Annotated in this window: 20 protein-coding genes; 11 read left to right on the top strand and 9 right to left on the bottom strand. The window is 45.0% G+C overall.

Translation table 11 applies throughout. The annotated features are described in order from the left end of the window. Nucleotides 1-2: 2 nt before the first annotated feature. From DOM22_RS17875 to DOM22_RS17855, 5 genes are all read right to left on the bottom strand, one after another. Nucleotides 3-695 (bottom strand): hypothetical protein, encoded by a 693-nt coding sequence (locus DOM22_RS17875; protein ID WP_142701674.1) that lies wholly within the window; start codon nt 693-695, stop codon nt 3-5. 8 nt (nt 696-703) lie between these two features. Next, the gene (locus DOM22_RS17870; protein ID WP_142701673.1) at nt 704-1,489 is read right to left on the bottom strand and encodes a DUF4423 domain-containing protein; all 786 of its coding nucleotides are present in this window, start codon (nt 1,487-1,489) and stop codon (nt 704-706) included. A gap of 165 nt (nt 1,490-1,654) precedes the next feature. Continuing rightward, a complete protein-coding gene (locus DOM22_RS17865) occupies nt 1,655-3,628 on the bottom strand; it encodes a hypothetical protein (RefSeq protein WP_142701672.1) in 1,974 nt (657 codons plus the stop codon). Between the two features lie 129 nt (nt 3,629-3,757). Beyond that, complete coding sequence (gene lexA, locus DOM22_RS17860; protein ID WP_142701671.1) at nt 3,758-4,477, bottom strand: transcriptional repressor LexA; 720 nt, start codon at nt 4,475-4,477, stop codon at nt 3,758-3,760. 156 nt (nt 4,478-4,633) lie between these two features. Next, nucleotides 4,634-4,855, bottom strand: a complete 222-nt coding sequence (locus tag DOM22_RS17855; protein WP_142701670.1) for a hypothetical protein — start codon at nt 4,853-4,855, stop codon at nt 4,634-4,636. A 164-nt stretch (nt 4,856-5,019) separates the two neighbouring features. Here DOM22_RS17855 and DOM22_RS17850 point away from each other — a divergent pair, with 164 nt between their 5' ends. Continuing rightward, nucleotides 5,020-5,928, top strand: coding sequence for a DUF2817 domain-containing protein (locus DOM22_RS17850; protein ID WP_246845744.1), 909 nt, complete (start codon nt 5,020-5,022; stop codon nt 5,926-5,928). Between the two features lie 60 nt (nt 5,929-5,988). Here the strand turns inward: DOM22_RS17850 and DOM22_RS17845 are convergent, their stop codons facing one another. The 3 genes from DOM22_RS17845 to DOM22_RS17835 form a co-directional block, all read right to left on the bottom strand. Beyond that, on the bottom strand, nt 5,989-6,288 hold the full coding sequence (locus DOM22_RS17845; RefSeq protein WP_142701669.1) for a hypothetical protein: 300 nt from the start codon (nt 6,286-6,288) through the stop codon (nt 5,989-5,991). An 81-nt stretch (nt 6,289-6,369) separates the two neighbouring features. Continuing rightward, nucleotides 6,370-6,933, bottom strand: coding sequence for a hypothetical protein (locus tag DOM22_RS17840; protein WP_142701668.1), 564 nt, complete (start codon nt 6,931-6,933; stop codon nt 6,370-6,372). A gap of 114 nt (nt 6,934-7,047) precedes the next feature. Then, the gene (locus DOM22_RS17835) at nt 7,048-8,016 is read right to left on the bottom strand and encodes a hypothetical protein (RefSeq protein ID WP_142701667.1); all 969 of its coding nucleotides are present in this window, start codon (nt 8,014-8,016) and stop codon (nt 7,048-7,050) included. A 229-nt stretch (nt 8,017-8,245) separates the two neighbouring features. Here DOM22_RS17835 and DOM22_RS17830 point away from each other — a divergent pair, with 229 nt between their 5' ends. Continuing rightward, nucleotides 8,246-9,160: a sterol desaturase family protein gene (locus DOM22_RS17830; protein WP_142701666.1), complete on the top strand. Its 915-nt coding sequence runs from the start codon at nt 8,246-8,248 to the stop codon at nt 9,158-9,160. Nucleotides 9,161-9,163: 3 nt separating this feature from the next. Here DOM22_RS17830 and DOM22_RS17825 read toward each other — a convergent pair whose 3' ends face one another. Beyond that, complete coding sequence (locus DOM22_RS17825; protein WP_142701665.1) at nt 9,164-9,565, bottom strand: hypothetical protein; 402 nt, start codon at nt 9,563-9,565, stop codon at nt 9,164-9,166. Between the two features lie 159 nt (nt 9,566-9,724). On the opposite strand from DOM22_RS17825, the gene ung reads away from it, so the two are divergent. The 9 genes from ung to DOM22_RS17780 all read left to right on the top strand — a co-directional run bounded on the left by ung (nt 9,725) and on the right by DOM22_RS17780 (nt 18,300). Continuing rightward, on the top strand, nt 9,725-10,420 hold the full coding sequence (gene ung, locus DOM22_RS17820) for a uracil-DNA glycosylase (RefSeq protein ID WP_142701664.1): 696 nt from the start codon (nt 9,725-9,727) through the stop codon (nt 10,418-10,420). 40 nt (nt 10,421-10,460) lie between these two features. Then, a complete protein-coding gene (locus tag DOM22_RS17815; RefSeq protein WP_142701663.1) occupies nt 10,461-10,877 on the top strand; it encodes a hypothetical protein in 417 nt (138 codons plus the stop codon). Between the two features lie 6 nt (nt 10,878-10,883). Beyond that, the gene (locus tag DOM22_RS17810; RefSeq protein ID WP_142701662.1) at nt 10,884-11,939 is read left to right on the top strand and encodes a 3-dehydroquinate synthase; all 1,056 of its coding nucleotides are present in this window, start codon (nt 10,884-10,886) and stop codon (nt 11,937-11,939) included. Further along, a complete protein-coding gene (locus tag DOM22_RS17805) occupies nt 11,932-13,110 on the top strand; it encodes a 3-phosphoshikimate 1-carboxyvinyltransferase (RefSeq protein ID WP_142701661.1) in 1,179 nt (392 codons plus the stop codon). The genes DOM22_RS17810 and DOM22_RS17805 overlap by 8 nt, the downstream gene beginning before the upstream one ends. Then, nucleotides 13,107-14,933: a shikimate kinase gene (locus tag DOM22_RS17800; protein WP_142701660.1), complete on the top strand. Its 1,827-nt coding sequence runs from the start codon at nt 13,107-13,109 to the stop codon at nt 14,931-14,933. The genes DOM22_RS17805 and DOM22_RS17800 overlap by 4 nt, the downstream gene beginning before the upstream one ends. Then, nucleotides 14,930-15,958 (top strand): chorismate synthase, encoded by a 1,029-nt coding sequence (aroC, locus tag DOM22_RS17795; protein WP_142701659.1) that lies wholly within the window; start codon nt 14,930-14,932, stop codon nt 15,956-15,958. Before DOM22_RS17800 ends, aroC begins: the two co-directional genes overlap by 4 nt. 19 nt (nt 15,959-15,977) lie before the next feature. Continuing rightward, entirely contained in the window at nt 15,978-16,877 is a 900-nt protein-coding gene (locus DOM22_RS17790; RefSeq protein WP_142701658.1) for a 1,4-dihydroxy-2-naphthoyl-CoA synthase, read from the top strand. A gap of 75 nt (nt 16,878-16,952) precedes the next feature. Next, nucleotides 16,953-17,162 (top strand): hypothetical protein, encoded by a 210-nt coding sequence (locus tag DOM22_RS17785; protein WP_142701657.1) that lies wholly within the window; start codon nt 16,953-16,955, stop codon nt 17,160-17,162. 73 nt (nt 17,163-17,235) lie between these two features. After that, on the top strand, nt 17,236-18,300 hold the full coding sequence (locus DOM22_RS17780; protein ID WP_142701656.1) for a branched-chain amino acid aminotransferase: 1,065 nt from the start codon (nt 17,236-17,238) through the stop codon (nt 18,298-18,300). Nucleotides 18,301-18,331 lie beyond the last annotated feature (31 nt).

Below are 18,331 nucleotides of genomic sequence, written 5' to 3'. Positions count from 1 at the left end.
TTTTAACGTTCTGGTTCTTGATTTATTCTGAATACCTGGAAGTAAACTTTCATGTAGTGTTTCGGAGTAAATTCTTTAAGTTTGTCAGAGATTAATAGAGAGTTGAAGTACCGTATCGGCACCGAGCTTTTAGTTGCAGCACCATGCTCTAAAGCATAACGATAAATGATTTCATGAAGTATCAAAACGGCTTTTCCCTGACCATCCATTTTATTCCAAAGTGAACCGGAAATGAAGTAGCGGCTGTCTTGCTCGAAAATCGGTTGTTGCTGAATCGCCAATTGTTTTAGTGAACAGCCTTCAGGCACAAAACTTAGGCCGGAGTCGTTTACAGGAGTTAGATCACCGTAAACTAAGATGGCCTCTGACCAGAATGTGTCTAATTTACCTAAAAGATCGTTCATCAAATCCTGATCAAGTAGAGCCAGGCGGTTCAGGATAGCTCTGGCAATGTCAGTTCCGGTTTCGCAGATCTCGCGACCATTGCGTTGGTTTTGACAATCAGCACTCACCATCGGGGGAAATGAGGGAAGCAACTCATATCGAAAAATAACTTCATTCATGTCGTACGCGGTTACAATCTCATGTTCGCCATAGGGGCAAACCACCGCGTTGCCGCCATTTCCGAATTCAGTAGCCGTGCTCCAGGATGTCTGTGCGAATAAGATTGTGGAAAACAGAAGCAGTTTTTTCATAAATATCCTTATACCGCGGTAATTGCTTTAGTGATGGGTGTTATCTGAATGCAAACGCTATAAACTTCGGTTTTGTCACCCTCTTCCAGAAGTTTGATCATGTCCTGGCGATATTGTTTTGTTAATAGCTTTGCTTTATAGATCTGGCGTGGATTGGTTGCGAGGATCAAAGAGGTGACATCTCGCAAATCCACCGGTACTTCGTCTAATACTTCCATAGATTTTTTAATCATTTGGCGATGATAGTTTTTAAGAGCTTCTGATGGAATGTCGTGGGTTGAAGTGATGTTCGCATGAGTCGGTACAAGTTTCCCATTTTCCTCTTTTGCGAGGCCCACCAAGATTAGTTTTTTGATGGATTCCGAGACGATAGTTTCATCAAGGTTCAGTCGGTGTGAAATCCAATGTTGGTCGTTTCTGAAGTCCTTGTTTTCCAATAAATTTAAAATTGCAAAATGATGCCATTCGGGAAGGAAAGTTTGCACTTCCTCGGTTACTTGAAAATACTGATTAGGGGCTTTTCTTTCCAATAGATATTTGCCGATCAGAAATTCCAATTTAGATGCTTTTTCCGGACTCATGTCCAAAACCGACAAGATTCTTTTTCTGACGATTTTTCCTGGCAATGCATGGCCGGCAAGAATTGCAGAAATGCGTCCTGGAGAAGTTTTTAAATCTCTGGCAAAAGCGCGCATCGAATACTTGGGATTTTTCGTGCGTTTGCTTTTCAGAATAGCATTTAGAAATTCGGCAACTTCGGCATATTTGGCTGGAGTTTTAGGGTTTTTAGACATGCGCCATATTGGCTGTCTATTTTGGAGTCAGTCAATTTATGAGCATTGCAAAACGGAAGTGTTGTTCTTTTATTGCGACAGAATTGTGAACAGCGTAGCGGATGGAGCAGTTTTCAAAAAAAAAGGAGCCTGGAAGCTCCTTTCTAAAATGATCTGTGATGTGCTTTAGAAGTCAACACCAGCGCCAATGGTGCCATAGAAGCTGGAAAGGCTCGCGCCGGAATCGTCAGCTTTTGTGAAGTCATACCTTTTCAGGCCGAAACCCAGCTCGCCAAAGAAAGTATTGGTGAATAAGATTTTTCCATGGAAGTTCAACAAGAAGTCATTTCCCATTTTCGTGCCGCTATCAGTAGAGCTGACGAACTGGATGAATTCCATGTCCACGTATTTAGGATGATTAAAGAAGGAGAGTTTGTTTAACCAGTTGTCGAATGTTTTTGGCATCGAGCGTGCCCAGAATAGACCGACACCGATCTTATTCGCCTTTTGTTCACCAACTGAGAGGGCTTCATAGGCTGCGATGGCACCTACTGTTTCATCTCGCTCCCACAAGCCTTGGGCGAAGCGGTAGCGTACATCTAATTCTGTGGATGACAGGCTTACTTTTTCTGTGCCGCCGTTTTCTCTTTGGGCGTCTACGTCAGCTAATGTTGTGAAGTATTTTGCGGAAACACCCCAGCGTTGTTTGGATAGGTAGTTGTTTTGCCAACCGAAAAGGTCGTTAAACCAGTATTGCAAATGGGCTTCGCCGATGAACGTTGAGCCACCTGAGGTTGTGGAAATACCGCTAAGACGCAAGCTCGCCTCACCAGAGCCGCCACGATAGATTTCGATGTAGGCTTTGTGTGGTTCGGTTTTGCCGGCTTCGCCTTCAGTTAAAAGCAATTGTGGCTTGTTCAGCGCGTATTTTTCGTTCGTTTCAAATTTCCAGATTCTTAAGTCAGAATCTTTGTCTTTTTCATTTGCAGGAACCAGGCCTTCAACTTTGGAATCCTTGCCGACCTTCACTTTGACTTGATCTTTAGAATTGTAAGTACCTTTCAAAGCATTTTTATGAAGGAACAGACGGTCCTTTATTTTCGGATAGTTTTTGATTTCCAAGTTATATGTGAATACGCCGCCGTATTTTCCGTGGAAGTGCAGGCGTGAGCTTTTCAATGGAACATCGATTTGCCAAAGGTCGACAGGTTCAGCGATGGACTTTTGAAAACCAAAAGCCTTCGTCACAGAACCGTATTCAATTCCTGGCAAGATTTTCGTGTCACCAATTGGAGCTGGCAATGCACCTTTGAAGGTCACGTTGCCTTTTTGTTCGCTCTCGATGAAATCTTTCAGATCCAGAGCGATGGGCTCTGACATGAATTCATAAGTCGCACCGGATTTCAAAGTCGCCAGGAAGCCAACCGGTGCTCCCACTGCAACTTCAATATCGTCTTTCAGGTTTTTACGTTCTTCATTCAGGGCAATTACACGTGGAGCAGTTTCAGATTTGGTATAATCCAACGTGATCGTGTCGTCTTTGATCTCTATACCGTAGGTTTGTGTGCACATCGCAGTGAAGCCTTTGCCACTTTCCGATCTTAGACAAAAGCGGAAGTGGTTGCCTGACTGCCATTGCGGTGCTTTTTCACTTTTAAAATCAGAGAATTTCCAGTCACCGGATTTATCCAAAGTCACTTTCCACAATTCTTTACCATAACTATCGATGATTGAAAGATCCCCGGTTGGCATAATCATCGTGTCCCAGGTGATGCGCAGATTTTTTTCTTCAATCGATGCGCGCAGGGAATCGTTATTGAAAACGAAGTCGGCAATTTTTAAAGAGCGGCCTTTGTCAGATTTTAAATCGTAGGACACCGTTGGGTTTTTAATTTTAACATCAGGTTCTTCGACCGAGAAAAAAACCGGACGAGTGTAATCATCAGATTCTTTGGCTTCGGCTTTTGGCGTATCTGCAGGAGTAGCAGATGGTGTCGGAGTCACAGTGGGTGTTGCTGACGGAGTCGGCGTTGCCTCAGGAGCTGATGTTGTCACTGCGGTTGCATCTTTTTTTGAAGATTTCTTTTTGGATTTGGCTAACGAAGGTTGAATAAAGGCCGTCATAGCCATTACTAGCAAGCTGCTAAAAACAAATTTCATTGAACGTCCCAGTTAAGCTGTTTCTTAACATTATGGAAGGAGCTTAGGGGACAGGCAAGACCCACTCCACGGAACCGGACTGAGGACAAATCAGGACCATCTAGAAGAATTAGCCGTATGAATTTGAGATTAGAATTTGCGAATCAAACCCACAACAATGCCGCGAATCTCAACTTGATCTGGCGTGAACCACATAGATTTCATTGTGGAATTGGACGGACGCAGTTCAACTTGTTTATCCGAGTTGCCGCTGTCAGGGCGGGGGCGTAGGTAAATACGTTTCACCGTCGCTTCATTATCGACAGTTGCAACCACGATATCGCCATTGCTCGCAGATTTTTGTTCCTGAACCAGAATGATGTCTTCATCAAAAATACCGTCATCAATCATGGAATCGCCCTGTACTTTCAAAGCGAAAGACTTTGAAGGATTGCGAACCATGGAGGGTGGGACATCAACGAATTCATCATGTTTGAAATTTTCAATAGGTTGTCCCGCAGCCACCTTCCCAAGTAAGGGAAGGGACAGGATCTCGTCACGAGCCTGGAGGAGCTTAGTGCGATGAGATCCCGTCGTCGTCGAGACTTTTGCTTGCAAGTGATCCTGAACAGCGGACGCTGAATGAAGCACTTGGATGGCTCTCTTCTGGTTAACTGGGTTTGTGATGTAACCCTTCGTCGTTAATTGCTTCAGATAATTCTGAACCGAATTGAACGACGCTAGACCGAAGTGATCCTTAATTTCTTGATATGACGGAGAAATACCTGAACTTAAGATTTGCGCCTCGATATATTCGAGAACGGATTTTTCTTTAGGTGTCAGTGATGGGAGGGGCAATTTCTTTGTCATAACTTACATATGAACTTACAGTGTAAATAATATGTAAGTCAAAAAGAAAATGGTCTAGTTTTTCGTTTCAGCGCCGCGCCAACGGTAAAAGAAAAGCCCCGACGTTTTTATGCACCGGGGCTTTTGAACAACAACATCAATTTTTAAGAAAGAGGTTTACTCCTTAAGGGTCGGACACTCTTTTTTGTTCGTATCACAAGCCGGTTTTACCTCAGCTAAAATAGGTTTCACCTCAGAAGCGACTTTGCGCTCAATCACCTTAGGAGGAGAGTTCTGCGCGTGACTTATAGGGCTCATCGAGCAGTTTTGGTAGAAGAGTATCACGACGGGATTTATCACCAACATCGCGACGAAACTAAAACCACCTTTATTAACCATACTTCCTCCTCAAAACTACAACATGAGTGCTAAAAACATCACCTTTTACATTACGGACGAATGGCTATAAGACTTTAGTCGTTTTATAGCGATTCTCAGATTGGATCGAAAAAAGGCATTTTCTCATCTTGAGAGAATTTAAAGACGTGGGATAATAGATAGAAATGATGAAGCCACTTCGTTACCTAATAGTAAGTATGATTTGTTCACTCGCAGGGGTATCCGCAGCGCATGCGGAGTATGCAAACCTTGATCAGACCTGCGTGAACGATCTTAAAAAATTCCCAGGCGCGTGGGATGACAAACTTTTGCAACAAGCTTGTGCCAAAGTGATAATGGATCCGCAATGCGTGAGCGTTGAAGGCCGTCCTATTTATCATTATGACAAAACAGCTAGTGATACCGGTGCGAAACGTATCTTGGTGATCAGTCTGATTCATGGTGATGAAACACATGCGGGAACAGTCGGCCGTTACTGGATGGAACGTTTGGAAAGTATCGCTCCAAGAAATACGTGGAGAGTTGTTCCAGTTCTAAATCCTGATGGTGTGAAATACAAAACCCGCACGAACGCGAACAAGATCGACGTGAATCGTAACTTCCCAACAAAAGATTGGGATGCGGGCGCGATTGCTTCCTGGAAGAAAACAACAAGTGAAAATCCACGTCGCTTCCCAGGTAAAGAGGGTGGCAGCGAGCCGGAAACGAAATGTGCCCTTCACCATATCGATGATTTCAAACCTGATTTCATCGTGTCGGTGCACACTCCATTAAAGGTTTTGGATTTCGACGGGCCGAAATTTTCTCCACCGCCAAAGTTTGATTACTTGCCGTGGAGAAGTTTAGGAAATTATCCGGGCAGTCTTGGTCGCTACATGTGGATGGAAAGAAGTACTCCTGTATTAACGATGGAGCTAAAAGAAAATCTTCCACCGAACTTGGCACCGTTTGATCAATTGCAAGACATCATCGGGACACTGGTGAAGTTGGATGCAGCAAGAAAAGCTGCGAATACTTCCTCGGCGACAAGCTCCAGCAAGTATCTGCCTCTGGCTTTCGAAGTCGGTAAATAAAATAATTAAATGAAAAAGGCTTCTGTAAACAGAAGCCTTTTTTTTATAGTCCGTAGGTCTTTACTCTCTTACAATGTTGATGCTTTTTAGTTGGCATACTCCGTCTACAAAAGCTTCAACTTCAACATAAGCGCTTTTCGATTGGAACGCCAACAATGTCACATATAAAACCCGATCTTCGTCGTTTTCGTATATGTATTTAATTCTTTTCCATCCTACGAGTTTAGGAAGGTCTTTAGCATCTTTTGGCATGGAAACTTTTATGAGGTCACTAGCAAACTCTTTACATTGTGCCGCGGGAACCGATGCAAATGATTGAGAGGAAAGCATAAGGGACAATAAAACAACCACTTTTTTCATAGATCTTATCTCCATTTTTATAATGATTTTCGGTCTGTGATTTATAAATTTTTAAATGATAAATTCCGTTTTTTTCTTTCTCTAGTTGCAGACGGGATGCTTGCCGTTAGTAATCGCTTTCACCGAGTAAGCCGGGCAGATGCCTTTTGCGATTAAAACATTTAAGGCAACATTTGCTCCAAAGGAATTTGAACTTTCGGTCAGGGTGTCTGCCCATTGACCGGCCTTATAGCCAAACACATACTTATATTGAAATTGATCGCTATAACCAACTTCGCACATGATGTATTTCGTTTTAAATTCGCGATAGGTAAACGGGGCGATGTCCGTCTCTGGAGATTCTTTGATTTTATATTGTTCACAGACGACAGTGGACTTATCGACTGGTAATTTTACAGAGTGACGTGGGCAGATGCCTTTGGCGATCAAGGCATCCAGGGCGATGTTGGCAGCGTCAACACCAAGGTATCCCAAGATATCTTCGCCATATTCTGGAAGTCTTGTTGATGAAACATTGGTGCCCAAGATGACGGGCGAATCACCCGAGATAGTCACTTCGCAGAAAGAATATTTCTTAGTGAAAATTCCTGCGTTGGCCTGGGCCGCAAGGAGAAGGCTGATGGCAGAGATAAAATACTTGTTCATAGGATTTCCTTTTGCATGAGTTGCTTTGTTGAAAGCGTTGTCTCATGCAGAAAGGAATTTTATAAGTGTACAAAATCGAACAAATCAGATGATCAATCTATCGACAGGTAAGATTTACCAAGTGAAAATCTTAGAGCACAGGTTGTTAAAAACGCGATTCGTATCCACTCCGTATTTTTCATAGATGCTATCAATACCTGGAAGAACATATTTGTTTTTCTCCATCGCTTCCTGGCTGCGTTTTTCAACTTGATCAGCGAAACGAGGATCATAGTCTGTACGGTTTACAGCTTCGTCCCACGCCGGGGTTACATAGCGGCCCCATTCGAATTTCTTGACCTGCACCCAGCGGCCATCGGCACCTTTTTTAACATAAGGATCAGAACCGCCTGTCAGTTCAGACCAGAACTTATATCCTTCGACGTTGGCGGCCATGTCAGCCCACGAGCGAGCCATGGGGCCTTTAAGTCCCCATTCGCCGTTTTCTTGAAAGTGACTGTATTCGTAAGCTAGATCTAAACCTTTTGATTGTAATTGCTTTCTGAATTTCGCATCACCTGAAATAACATCAGCGAATCTTGCAAACAGAGGTCTCACGTCTTTGAACTCGGGCTTCCTTTTTTGGCCGTCAGCCAGATACATTGAATAACCCAATTGCAGGAAGTGACCTAACTTATCGGCGCCAAACACGGTGTCACCCATGCGATAGATGCCGGGGGAGTAGTAGCTTTTAAATTTCACCAGGCGACGAATAAAACTGGAAGTCCCTTTGAAGTGTCCTACGTCACGAAAGATGGATTCTTCAAATGCCACCTGCTCTGCCGGAGAGACAGGATTGTCAGACCACTTTTCAATTTTGGCCCAGAACACTCCGCCCAAAGATTTAAATAAAATTTTATGAACTGAATAGGGAACGTTGGGATCTGCTTTTTGAACGGCGTTTTGAATCGCTTCATTCATTTGCGAGTTGAGCCATTCTTGAGCGTCAACTTCAAGATTACGTCTTGTGAAATTATCAGTTTCAGATGCCAGCGCAGACTGGCAAGCTAAGAAAATGGAAACCATTTGAATCAGGCGTTTCATGGACGTTTTCATATAGATGACAGCAACTGCCAGGTGCGTGCCAGAAAACAGGTCGTCAGAGGAGAATTAAACGCCTTTATGCGTGATAAGCACGTCGAACTTTTTGACGTCAGCCTGCGAGTTTGGGTCCTTCGAGCCAAATCCTTCAAAGGATCTTACCTATTGCTTATTCCCTGGGGGTTTTTGGGTCTGCTTCTTGCTTGGATGATGTAAAGGAATAAGAGGAAATATGAAGGCTCTTCATCAAACAATCCGCTGCGTTTACTATCCAGCTCTTTTGACGGCTGCGGTGTATCTTTTTTTCCTCTTTAAGGATAACTTTCCTGGTGAAAAGCTCGCAGTCCTCACGGCGTTGATTTCCATCGGTGTGATCGTGATTATTGCGATCACAGAGCGGGTGATGCCTTACCGTGAAGAGTGGAATATTCCCCGCGGCGATCGCATTTACAATTTCACTCTAACGAATATCGTTTTGCCCATCCTTTCTAAAATTGTTGAGATCATTTTAGGTTTTGCTTTTTTAAGTTCCACTTCAGGATTTATCCACGACAATATTCACACGCTATGGCCGAAAGAGTGGCCTTTGCTTGCGCAATTGGTACCGGCGCTTTTAATCTGTGAATTCTTTTTTTACTGGACACATCGCTTTGGTCACACAGTGACAGCATTATGGAAATTCCATTCTATCCACCACGTGGTTGAACGTGTGTACTGGGATAATGCTGGTGTTTTTCACCCGGTGGATTTGTTCTTTAACTGGCTGTTTTATTTTTTCCCGCTTTTCTTATTGGGAGTTCCGCAAGAGTTGATCGCATTATTCTTGTTGGTCAACGCCGTAACGGGATTGCTAGAGCATGCGAATGTTGATTTTGAAATGGGACCGCTGAATAAAATCTTTAATACAGCGCAATTGCATCGCTGGCATCACTCAGTGACACCGGAAATCTCTGCAAAGAATTTCGGAAAGGTTTTATCTGTATGGGACGTGGTTTTTAAAACTTGGTATAAGCCGCAAGATCAGCACGTCGGCGCCGTGGGCGTCCAGGGCGAGAACATCCCTAAAGACATTCCCGGACTAATGGCTCATCCGTTCCGCTATCTAAAAGAAAGACTCCCTTCAATCAGCTTGAAGAGAGTCGATTGAGGTTTAGTGTAAAGTCTGTGGCTGAAGGTAATGATTGATCTCCACCAAGCGATCTTGGTGACTCACGACGGAGTCTTGAATCTCAACCAGCTTCAACATCAGATTGTCTTTTGCCAGTTTAATCGCAAGGTAGATGTCTTGATGCACACCTTCGGCTTCGACCTTGGCTTCGCCATCCGATAGAACAATCGCAATACGATAGAGCTTGCTCAAATCGCGACGATTGAATTCCTTGCCTTCCGTTTCATACTGAAGCGCGAGTTTTTTCGGATTTCGGGCCACAACCGTGACCACAGTTTCAGGAGTAACAAAGCCGTCAAATTCCGCTATCTGCTGATAGATAAAGGACTTAACTTCTGGATTATCCTCAATAAGTTGAATGGTGGGGTTTGGAAGGTTCGTCATAGGCGGGCCTCCTTTTCCTTATAACTAGTTTAACAATGAGGCTTAGATTTGTCTGGTCAAGTTAACGGCGGCATGAAAAATAATTTGAAAACCAATAGGTTTGAATTAGAATCGCGAAACTAGACTATTGACGAGTATCATTCTGAGACGAGCGACAAAATCGAAAAATTATCTAATACCAAACATAAAATAGAATTACACCCAAGCTGGAAAGCGAAACTTGCAGCGGAGTTTGAAAAAGACTCCATGAAAAGTCTGACGGCATTTTTGCAAAAAGAGTCCAAAGCAGGAAAGACGATCTATCCGCAAGGTGATGAATACTTTGCGGCGTTGAATTTGACACCACTTGATAAAGTGAAAGTGGTTATCGTCGGTCAAGATCCTTATCACGGTCCCGGTCAAGCGCACGGTTTGTGTTTTTCAGTGCGTGAGGGTGTGCGTTTCCCACCGTCATTGCTGAATATTTTTAAGGAATTGAAGGCCGACATGGGAATTGAGATTCCCAAAAGCGGTTCTTTGACCAAGTGGGCAGAGCATGGAGTGCTTTTACTCAATGCGGTTTTGACGGTAGAGGATGGGAAAGCTGCTGCGCATTCAGGTAAGGGTTGGGAAGAATTCACGGATAAAATCATCCACGTTCTAAATGAAGAAAAAGAAAACATCGTTTTTATCTTGTGGGGTGCTTATGCCCAGAAGAAAGCCGCCTTCGTTGACCGCAAAAAGCACTTTGTTATTGAATCTGTTCACCCGTCGCCGCTATCGGCACATCGCGGCTTTTTCGGAACAAAACCATTCTCAAAAGCCAATGAGTATCTAAAGTCCAAGGGCAAAGAGCCTGTGGACTGGAGCCTCTAGGGCATGTAAACTGGTCTCCTTGAATTAAGGAGACCAGTATATGAAATCTGTATTCGCCCTATTTATCGCTCTTTCTGCATTTCAACCCGCATTTGCAACAACTGCGGATGAAGTAAAACAAAAAACTTCTGACGCCGCTACTTCAGCAGCCAACTATTCTAAAGAACAAAAAGACGCTTTCCAAAAAGAGATGGAAACGAAACTTGCTGAAATGAAAAAAGAAACTGCAGAGTTAAAAAAAGCCGCTGCAGATAAAACGGGCGAAGCTAAAAAAGAAATGAACGAGCAAATTGCTGCTCTTGAGAAAAAACAAGAAAGCATGTCCCAAGATCTTTCCAAACTTAAAAAGAGCTCAGGCAAAGCATGGAATCACATGAAAGATGGTATGAGCAAAGCTTGGGATTCAATTTCTGATTCCTATGCAAAAGCTAAAGCCGAATACGCAGAGCAAAAGTAAGCATTGATGAAATCTCAAAGCACGCTTGTCTTTTCGAATGAACTTCCTCCGGTAAAAAAACTGGGGGAGGAACTTCTTCTGATTTACGATCAGATCCTTGCGCAGAAATCTCCTGTCTTTAAAAAATGGTCGCAGCAAATCGCCCTGAAATATGCGGTTCAAGCCGGCGAGCATTTAAAAGACATCGAGCATTTCCCTCGCCACATCAAAGCAATTACTAAACTTACAGAACAAACTTCTGTAAAAAAACTCACCATCGTTGTGGTTGGTGGTGGCAGTCTCGGTGACTTCGGTGGTTTTGTCGCAAGCATTTTAAAGCGCGGCGTGCGCTTGATCCATATTCCCTCCACGTGGTTGGCTGCGATTGATTCCGCACACGGTGGAAAAACCGCGCTGAATGTTGGTGGCGCGAAAAATCAAATCGGCACATTTTATCCTGCAGAGCAAATCTTGATGGTTCGCTCGGTGCTGATGTCCCAACCCGAAGCCCGTGCCTATGAGGGGTTCGGAGAACTGGTAAAGATCGCGCTGATCGAGGGCGGAAAGTTGTGGAACTCTTTGGCCAAAGAACGCCAGGTGAATTCCAGAGTTCTTTGGAAGCATCTGGAGGCAGCAGTTAAAGCCAAATACAAAGTTGTCGCCAAAGATCCTGAAGAGAAAAAAGGCATTCGCCATGTTCTGAATCTGGGCCACACTGTCGGCCATGTTTTGGAAAGCTATTACGAATTGCCTCATGGTATTGCTATTAATTATGGTTTGGATTTTGCCCTACGCTTTAGTGTGCAAAAGAAAATCATGAAACCGACTGAGGCCGAGAAAATTTATTCCGAGCCGATCATGGGATTCCTGTTGTCACCACTGCGTGATGATATGATTTCTATCAAAAGCAACGACCTTAATGAATATCGTCGTCTGCTTTTAAGCGATAAAAAGAAAACCAAAGCGGCAACGCTAAGATTTGTTTTCGTACAAAAACCTGGCAAAACGGTGATTCGAGAAGTGAGCGTCGATGATCTGTTAATCGAGATCTGTCGCCAGCGCGAAGAGGAGCTTCATGGCTAAGTTCCACTTTCAAGGAAGCATCCCGGGATCTAAATCTGTTTTCAATCGTGCATTGATTGTCCAAAGTTATTTTCCAGTTTTGGATCTTCACGGTTTTGCGGGATGTGATGATGTGCGCTTTATGCGAGAAGGCCTAAAAGGTCTGAAAGCAAGCAGCCGCATTGATTGTGGTGAGGGCGGAACGACATTTCGTTTTATGGCTTTAAGAGCTTCGCGTATTCGTGGTGTGCATGTCCTTAAGGGAAGCCCGCGTTTGATGTCCCGTCCGCAAAAAGGTTTGATCGATCTTCTTCGTCAGCTGGGTGTTCAGGCGCAAATCAAAAAAAATGAAATGCATATCGTCAGTGAAGGCTGGAAGAAGTTCAGAGGCGTGCCGATTAAGGTCGACACGACCGAGTCTTCCCAATATGCCTCTGCTTTGATTCTTAATTCCTGGCTTTTAAGTTTTGATCTGGATTTCGAATTAGTCGGCAGCAAAGTTTCAGAGAGTTATTTTCTGCTGACACTGGAAATGCTGAAAAAGATGGGTTTGCGAATCAAGCAAACTCCCACAGGATTTTTGGTTCCCGCAGAACAGCGTCTGGAAAAGCTATCCTATGAAGTCGAAGCCGATATGAGCTCGATGTTTACGATGGCTTCTGCAGGTGCCTTGGCTGGAACCTCCGTTATTGAAAACTTCCCGGAAGTGACAGAGCAACCCGACAAAGTTTTCGTCGAAATTTTTAAAAAAATGGGTGTCGGAGTTGAACTGGATGGAAGAATTCTGACGATCAATAAACCCAAGCACTTGCGCGCGGTGGACTGGAATCTGTTTCAATGCCCGGACCTGTTCCCGGTGCTTGCGGTCGTCTGCAGTTTTGCCGATGGTGTTTCCAAACTTCATGGGGCACCTCACTTGGTGGCCAAAGAATCTAATCGTATCGCCAAGGTGGCAGATCTTTTCAATCTTTTGGGAATTCAATACGAAGTCCTGGAAGATGGTATGATCATTCACGGGAATCCCAACCAAACTTTGAAAAAAGGCATCGTCTTTAATCCTGACGAAGATCACCGCATGGTGATGGCGGCGGTCCTGATGAAGTTGATGGGACATGAAATCAAAATTCAACATCCCGAAGCTATTAACAAAAGTTTCCCGGAATTCTGGGACATGATCGGGATTAAGCCATGATTACATTAATTATCGGACACCGTGGCACCGGCAAAACAGAATTGATCAAGCGCATGAGCTTAACCATGCAAAATCCGAATGTCGCGTACTTGGATCTGGATGATGAGATCGAAAAACGCATCGGTAAAACCATCCGAGAACTTTTCATGGAGCACGGCGAGGCCTATTTCCGCGAAATGGAAAGGCAGATGTTTCTGGAGGTTTTACAAAAACCTTATAAGGACATCTTTTTGGTTTTAGGAGCGGGTTTCGATGTCAGCATCATTCCCAATGATCTGCATGTGTTGTGGGTTAAGAGGCAGACGGACTTGGATGGGCGCATCTTTTTAAATCGTCCACGTTTGAATCCCGACATGACTCCGTTGCAGGAATTCATCAAACGAGCAAGCCCCCGCGAAGTTCGCTACCAAGCGGTTGCTGATGAAGTGTACTTGATGCCAGAAGGCGTATTTGAACATCATCACCAGGTTTTAAATCTGGAACGCCGAATTCTTTCGCATCAACTGCAAAACATCGGCGGGGGAGTAACGGTCCTGGCGTCCACTTTTGAAAAGCTCCATCGTCTGCCCATGTTTAAAGAACGGTATGCAGGTCGTGGTGTTGAGTACTTTGAACTTCGTGATGATTTCCTAAGTGAAGAAAATATTCTGCATTTCATCGGCGAATTCCCGCAGGATAAATTCATCTTTTCTTTCCGGGCAGCCAAAGACCGCGCCGGTTGGTGGAAATCTGAAAGTGCCCAGTTCCTTTTGAATAAAGCGACGTGGATCGATTGGCCCCTGGAACTTGGGGCGCCGACGGATGTCTTAGAGAATATTCCCAAAGAAAAAATAATCCTGTCGGCCCACGAAAGCGCGCATTTCCTGGATTTGCAGAAATTGGAATCGGAAGTTGCGCATTTAAAATTTGCTCCGCTGATTGATAGTTTCAAAGACCTGTCGCGCCTGCATCACTGGCAGCAGGAACAGGACGAGACTCGCAGTTTTATTCCGCGCTCGACCGATGGTCGTTGGACGTGGTACCGACTTCGTCAAAAAGGTCAGCAGCTGATTAATTTTTGGCGTGAAGGCGAAGGTAGTGCGGGCGATCAACCCAGTTTGTTTCAGTGGATGATGACACCCACAAGACCATCAAATTTTGCGGCGGTTCTGGGTGATCCGGTGGTTCACAGTTTTACTCCGGTTGAACATTCTGATTTTTTCTTTGAAAGAAATATTCCGGTTTTTGCAATTCGCATTGCCCGCGACGAGTGGGATCAAGCGATGCCGTTATTACAGGAAATGGGGCTGCAATATGCTGCAGTCACTGCTCCGCATAAGGAGCCGGCTGCGAAATGGTGTCAGCATCCGACGTTAAGCGCAGTGAACACTTTATATTATAATAAAAAACAAGTGAAGTGGCAGGGGACCTCAACGGATGAAGCTGGCTTCATCGAGTTGATCGAAGGCGTGGGCATGCTTGCACCTTTGCAAAAAGAAATCGTCGTCTGGGGTGGCGGTGGCACATTACCGATGATCGAAAAAGTTCTGCCTCATGCCTCGTATTATTCGGCACGTACGGGTGAACCCCGTGATGGTTCAAAAGCGTCAGCTGACTTTGTTCCTAAAGTCATTGTTTGGGCGGCTCCACGCGTGGATGAAACTTATATGCCTCCGGCGGATTGGAAGCCAGCCATGGTTTTTGATCTGAATTACAAAGAAGATTCAGTGGGCAGAGAATACGCGCAGCTGTGTGGCGCCAACTATGAATCCGGTTTGAAAATGTTTATTGCCCAGGCTCAGCTGCAGCGAGTTTTCTGGAAAGAGTGTGAGGAAAAAGCATGAGTTCAGCAAATCAATTTGGATCTCGCTTTACGATGTCATCTTTTGGTGAAAGTCACGGAACAGCCCTAGGTGTTTTAATTGATGGTTGTCCTGCTGGAGTTAAATTCGATGCGAATGTTCTGACTCGTGAATTAGAAAGACGTCGTCCCGGTCATCATGGATCAGGACAAATTGTTTCAGGCCGCCAGGAAACGGATGTTCCAGAAGTTTTAAGTGGTGTGTTTGAAGGAAAGACTTTGGGCACTCCGATTGCGATCATCGTAAGAAATCAAGATGCGCGTTCTCAGGATTATTCTAAAATTCAAAACTCTCCACGTGCGGGTCACGCCGATGATGTCTGGAAAAATAAATTCGGTCACAGTGATCACCGAGGTGGTGGTCGTTCTTCAGGACGTGAAACCGTTTCACGCGTGATGGCTGGTGCCGTGGCGAAAATGTTGGTGAACGAAGTAAGTGCTCGCACCAAAGTTATCGGCTATGCCTCACAAATCGGTCCGATGACATTGCCAGAGGCTGATCGTAAAAACGTTGCCAATGTCGATGTGGATTCCTATCAAGCGCGTTTTCCTTCCAAAGACGATCAAAAGGTTGCAGAGCTTTTAAAGAAAGCGCAGGAAAGCGGCGACAGCTATGGCGGTATTGCAGAAATTTTGATTCAGGCTCCGCCAGCGCATTTGGGTCAGCCCGTATTTCATAAGTTGAAATCAGACCTGGCCATGGCTTTCATGAGCGTGGGTGCTGCGAACGGATTTGAGTTGGGTTTGGGTTTTGATTCAGCCGAAGTTCAGGGAACTCAGTTCCATCAGGGCTCCCAGGACGTTTACGGTGGAATCCGCGGCGGTATTTCAACTGGCGATGACATTTTATTGCGAGTTTCCTTTAAACCCACCAGCTCTATTTTAGATGTGGCAAAAAAAGGACGTCATGATCCTTGTATCGTGACTCGCGCAATCCCTGTACTGGAGGCCATGACATGGCTGGTATTGGCAGACCATTACCTCTGGGCTAAAACAGACAAACTGTAAAACGCCTCCGGAGGAATAAATGGTTTCCGATATTTTCACACCTGAATGGTGGACTGAAGTCCCTGGTTTTAATTTTAAAGATATCACCTATCACCGTGCCAAAGATCAGGGCACGGTACGCATCGCTTTCAATCGCCCCGAAGTTCGCAATGCCTTCCGTCCACAAACCGTGGACGAATTGTACATGGCTTTGGAGCATGCGCGCATCACTCCTGATGTGGGGGTTGTTTTGATCACGGGCAATGGACCATCTCCGAAAGATGCGGGTTGGGCTTTCTGTTCCGGTGGTGACCAACGCATCCGTGGTAAAGACGGTTACAAATATGAAGACAAAGAAGCTTCTGGTAAAGCAGACCTGGCTCGTTTGGGGCGTTTGCATATTTTGGAAGTTCAGCGCTTGATTCGTTTCATGCCTAAAATCGTGGTTTCCGTAGTTCCTGGTTGGGCTGTGGGTGGCGGTCACTCTTTGCATGTTGTCTGCGATCTGACGCTGGCAAGTAAAGAGCACGCGATCTTTAAACAAACAGATCCAGATGTCGCAAGCTTCGACAGCGGCTACGGTTCAGCTTACCTTGCTCGCATGGTCGGTCAAAAACGTGCCCGTGAGATTTTCTTCCTGGGTCGCAATTACTCTGCGCAGGAAGCTTTTGAAATGGGCATGGTCAACGCCGTGATCCCACATAAAGATCTCGAGAAGGTTGCGTTGGAATGGGCTGCTGAAATGAATACGAAGAGCCCAACTGCGATGCGTATGCTGAAGTTCGGTTTCAACATGATCGATGATGGTCTGGTGGGTCAGCAGTTGTTTGCTGGAGAAGCGACTCGACTGGCTTACGGTACTGAAGAAGCAGTCGAAGGCCGTGGAGCTTTCGTCGAGAAACGCGAAAGAGACTTCTCCAAGTTCCCTTGGCATTACTAAAAATGCGTTTTAGGGCTATTAAAAAACAGCCCTAATTAAGTACAAATTCTTATTTAGTGGGAGGAGAATAAAGCCATGAAACGGCGTTATCTCCTCCTTTTTTTAACGGCTCTGGTTTTATCGGGTTGTCCCACTCGAGAGCAGCCGAAAATTCCGCCGCCAAAACCACCTGAACCCCAAACACAAACCCAAGATGTCACGATGAGCCGCCGTCAATTGGATGTGATGGGTGGACGGGCTCCCTTAGTGGGCCCCAGCCCTTATTTCTTAGTGATGCTCGCATAGAAAAAACTGCCACAAATGCATTTCGCGGGCACTGCGGTTTGACCGATGGATTGAAATTAGGTACCACAGTCTCATGACAAATATCTCTACAACTCTCGTGAAATCCCCGAAGGCTCTTCCTCCGTCTGATCAACTTGGTTTTGGTCAATACTTCACAGACCACATGTTTGTGGCAAAATACTCTGAAGGCAAAGGTTGGTACGAGGCTTCGATCGTTCCCTATGGCCCTCTTTCTGTGGACCCAGGCGCTTCGGTATTTCATTACGGTCAGGCACTTTTCGAAGGTATGAAGGCTTTCCGCCAAAACGATGGCAAGGTTGTCTTCTTCCGTCCTGATTTCAACTACAACCGCCTGGTTGAGGGTGCCGAACGTATGTGTCTTCAAGCTCCGCCTATGGAGCTATTTATGCAAGGTTTGCATGAGTTGACGAAAGTGGACGAGCGTTGGATTCCTCACGGGCCAAATACTTCTTTATACATCCGTCCCACATTGATCGGTACTGAGGCTTTCTTGGGGGTTCGTCCTTCTCGCGAAACCACTTTCTTCATCTTGTTGTCTCCGGTGGGTTCTTATTACTCTGAAGGCGCAAAACCAGTGAAAATCTGGACTGAGGAAAAATACTTGCGTGCAGCTCCGGGTGGCCTGGGTGCTGTGAAAGCCGGTGCGAACTATGCATCCAGTTTGAAAGCGGCCTTGGAAGCGAAACAAAAGGGTTATGCGCAAGTTTTGTGGTTGGACGTTGAGCGTTTGGGTATCGAAGAAGTTGGTACAATGAATGCGTTCTTTGTTTTCAATAACGAGATCGTGACTCCAGCATTGAACGGCAGCATTTTGTCGGGTGGTACCCGCGATGCTATCATCCAGGTTTTGAAAAAGAAAAATCTTCCGATCGTTGAAAGACGTATCACAATCACAGAAGTGATTGAGCGCCTGGAGAAGGGCGAGTTGAAAGAAGCTTTCGGTACGGGAACAGCTGCAGTGATTTCACCAATCGGCGTGATTCACTACAATGAAAAAGACTGGATGATCAACGGCAACGAAACCGGTCCATTGAGCACTGAGCTTTATAACGAAATCACTGGGATTCAAAAAGGCACAGTGAAAGATTCTATGAACTGGATTTCTCCACTCGTTTAATCGGATCTTGAAGGATAATGAATTGAATATT

The organism is Bdellovibrio sp. ZAP7, from assembly GCF_006874645.1.
Classification (GTDB): domain Bacteria; phylum Bdellovibrionota; class Bdellovibrionia; order Bdellovibrionales; family Bdellovibrionaceae; genus Bdellovibrio.
Note: the sequence above shows the minus strand (reverse complement) of the source record. Positions and strands in the feature narration are given on the sequence as shown.

Coding starts and splice junctions, on each gene's coding strand:
- DOM22_RS17835 (WP_142701667.1), bottom strand. CDS start 8,016: ATGAAACGCCTGATTCAAATGGTTTCCATTTTCTTAGCTTGCCAGTCT.
- lexA (WP_142701671.1), bottom strand. CDS start 4,477: ATGACAAAGAAATTGCCCCTCCCATCACTGACACCTAAAGAAAAATCC.
- DOM22_RS17805 (WP_142701661.1), top strand. CDS start 11,932: ATGGCTAAGTTCCACTTTCAAGGAAGCATCCCGGGATCTAAATCTGTT.
- DOM22_RS17875 (WP_142701674.1), bottom strand. CDS start 695: ATGAAAAAACTGCTTCTGTTTTCCACAATCTTATTCGCACAGACATCC.
- DOM22_RS17780 (WP_142701656.1), top strand. CDS start 17,236: ATGACAAATATCTCTACAACTCTCGTGAAATCCCCGAAGGCTCTTCCT.
- DOM22_RS17850 (WP_246845744.1), top strand. CDS start 5,020: ATGATGAAGCCACTTCGTTACCTAATAGTAAGTATGATTTGTTCACTC.
- DOM22_RS17815 (WP_142701663.1), top strand. CDS start 10,461: ATGAAATCTGTATTCGCCCTATTTATCGCTCTTTCTGCATTTCAACCC.
- DOM22_RS17855 (WP_142701670.1), bottom strand. CDS start 4,855: ATGGTTAATAAAGGTGGTTTTAGTTTCGTCGCGATGTTGGTGATAAAT.
- DOM22_RS17810 (WP_142701662.1), top strand. CDS start 10,884: ATGAAATCTCAAAGCACGCTTGTCTTTTCGAATGAACTTCCTCCGGTA.
- DOM22_RS17800 (WP_142701660.1), top strand. CDS start 13,107: ATGATTACATTAATTATCGGACACCGTGGCACCGGCAAAACAGAATTG.
- DOM22_RS17845 (WP_142701669.1), bottom strand. CDS start 6,288: ATGAAAAAAGTGGTTGTTTTATTGTCCCTTATGCTTTCCTCTCAATCA.
- DOM22_RS17865 (WP_142701672.1), bottom strand. CDS start 3,628: ATGAAATTTGTTTTTAGCAGCTTGCTAGTAATGGCTATGACGGCCTTT.
- DOM22_RS17785 (WP_142701657.1), top strand. CDS start 16,953: ATGAAACGGCGTTATCTCCTCCTTTTTTTAACGGCTCTGGTTTTATCG.
- aroC (WP_142701659.1), top strand. CDS start 14,930: ATGAGTTCAGCAAATCAATTTGGATCTCGCTTTACGATGTCATCTTTT.
- DOM22_RS17825 (WP_142701665.1), bottom strand. CDS start 9,565: ATGACGAACCTTCCAAACCCCACCATTCAACTTATTGAGGATAATCCA.
- DOM22_RS17870 (WP_142701673.1), bottom strand. CDS start 1,489: ATGTCTAAAAACCCTAAAACTCCAGCCAAATATGCCGAAGTTGCCGAA.
- DOM22_RS17830 (WP_142701666.1), top strand. CDS start 8,246: ATGAAGGCTCTTCATCAAACAATCCGCTGCGTTTACTATCCAGCTCTT.
- DOM22_RS17840 (WP_142701668.1), bottom strand. CDS start 6,933: ATGAACAAGTATTTTATCTCTGCCATCAGCCTTCTCCTTGCGGCCCAG.
- DOM22_RS17790 (WP_142701658.1), top strand. CDS start 15,978: ATGGTTTCCGATATTTTCACACCTGAATGGTGGACTGAAGTCCCTGGT.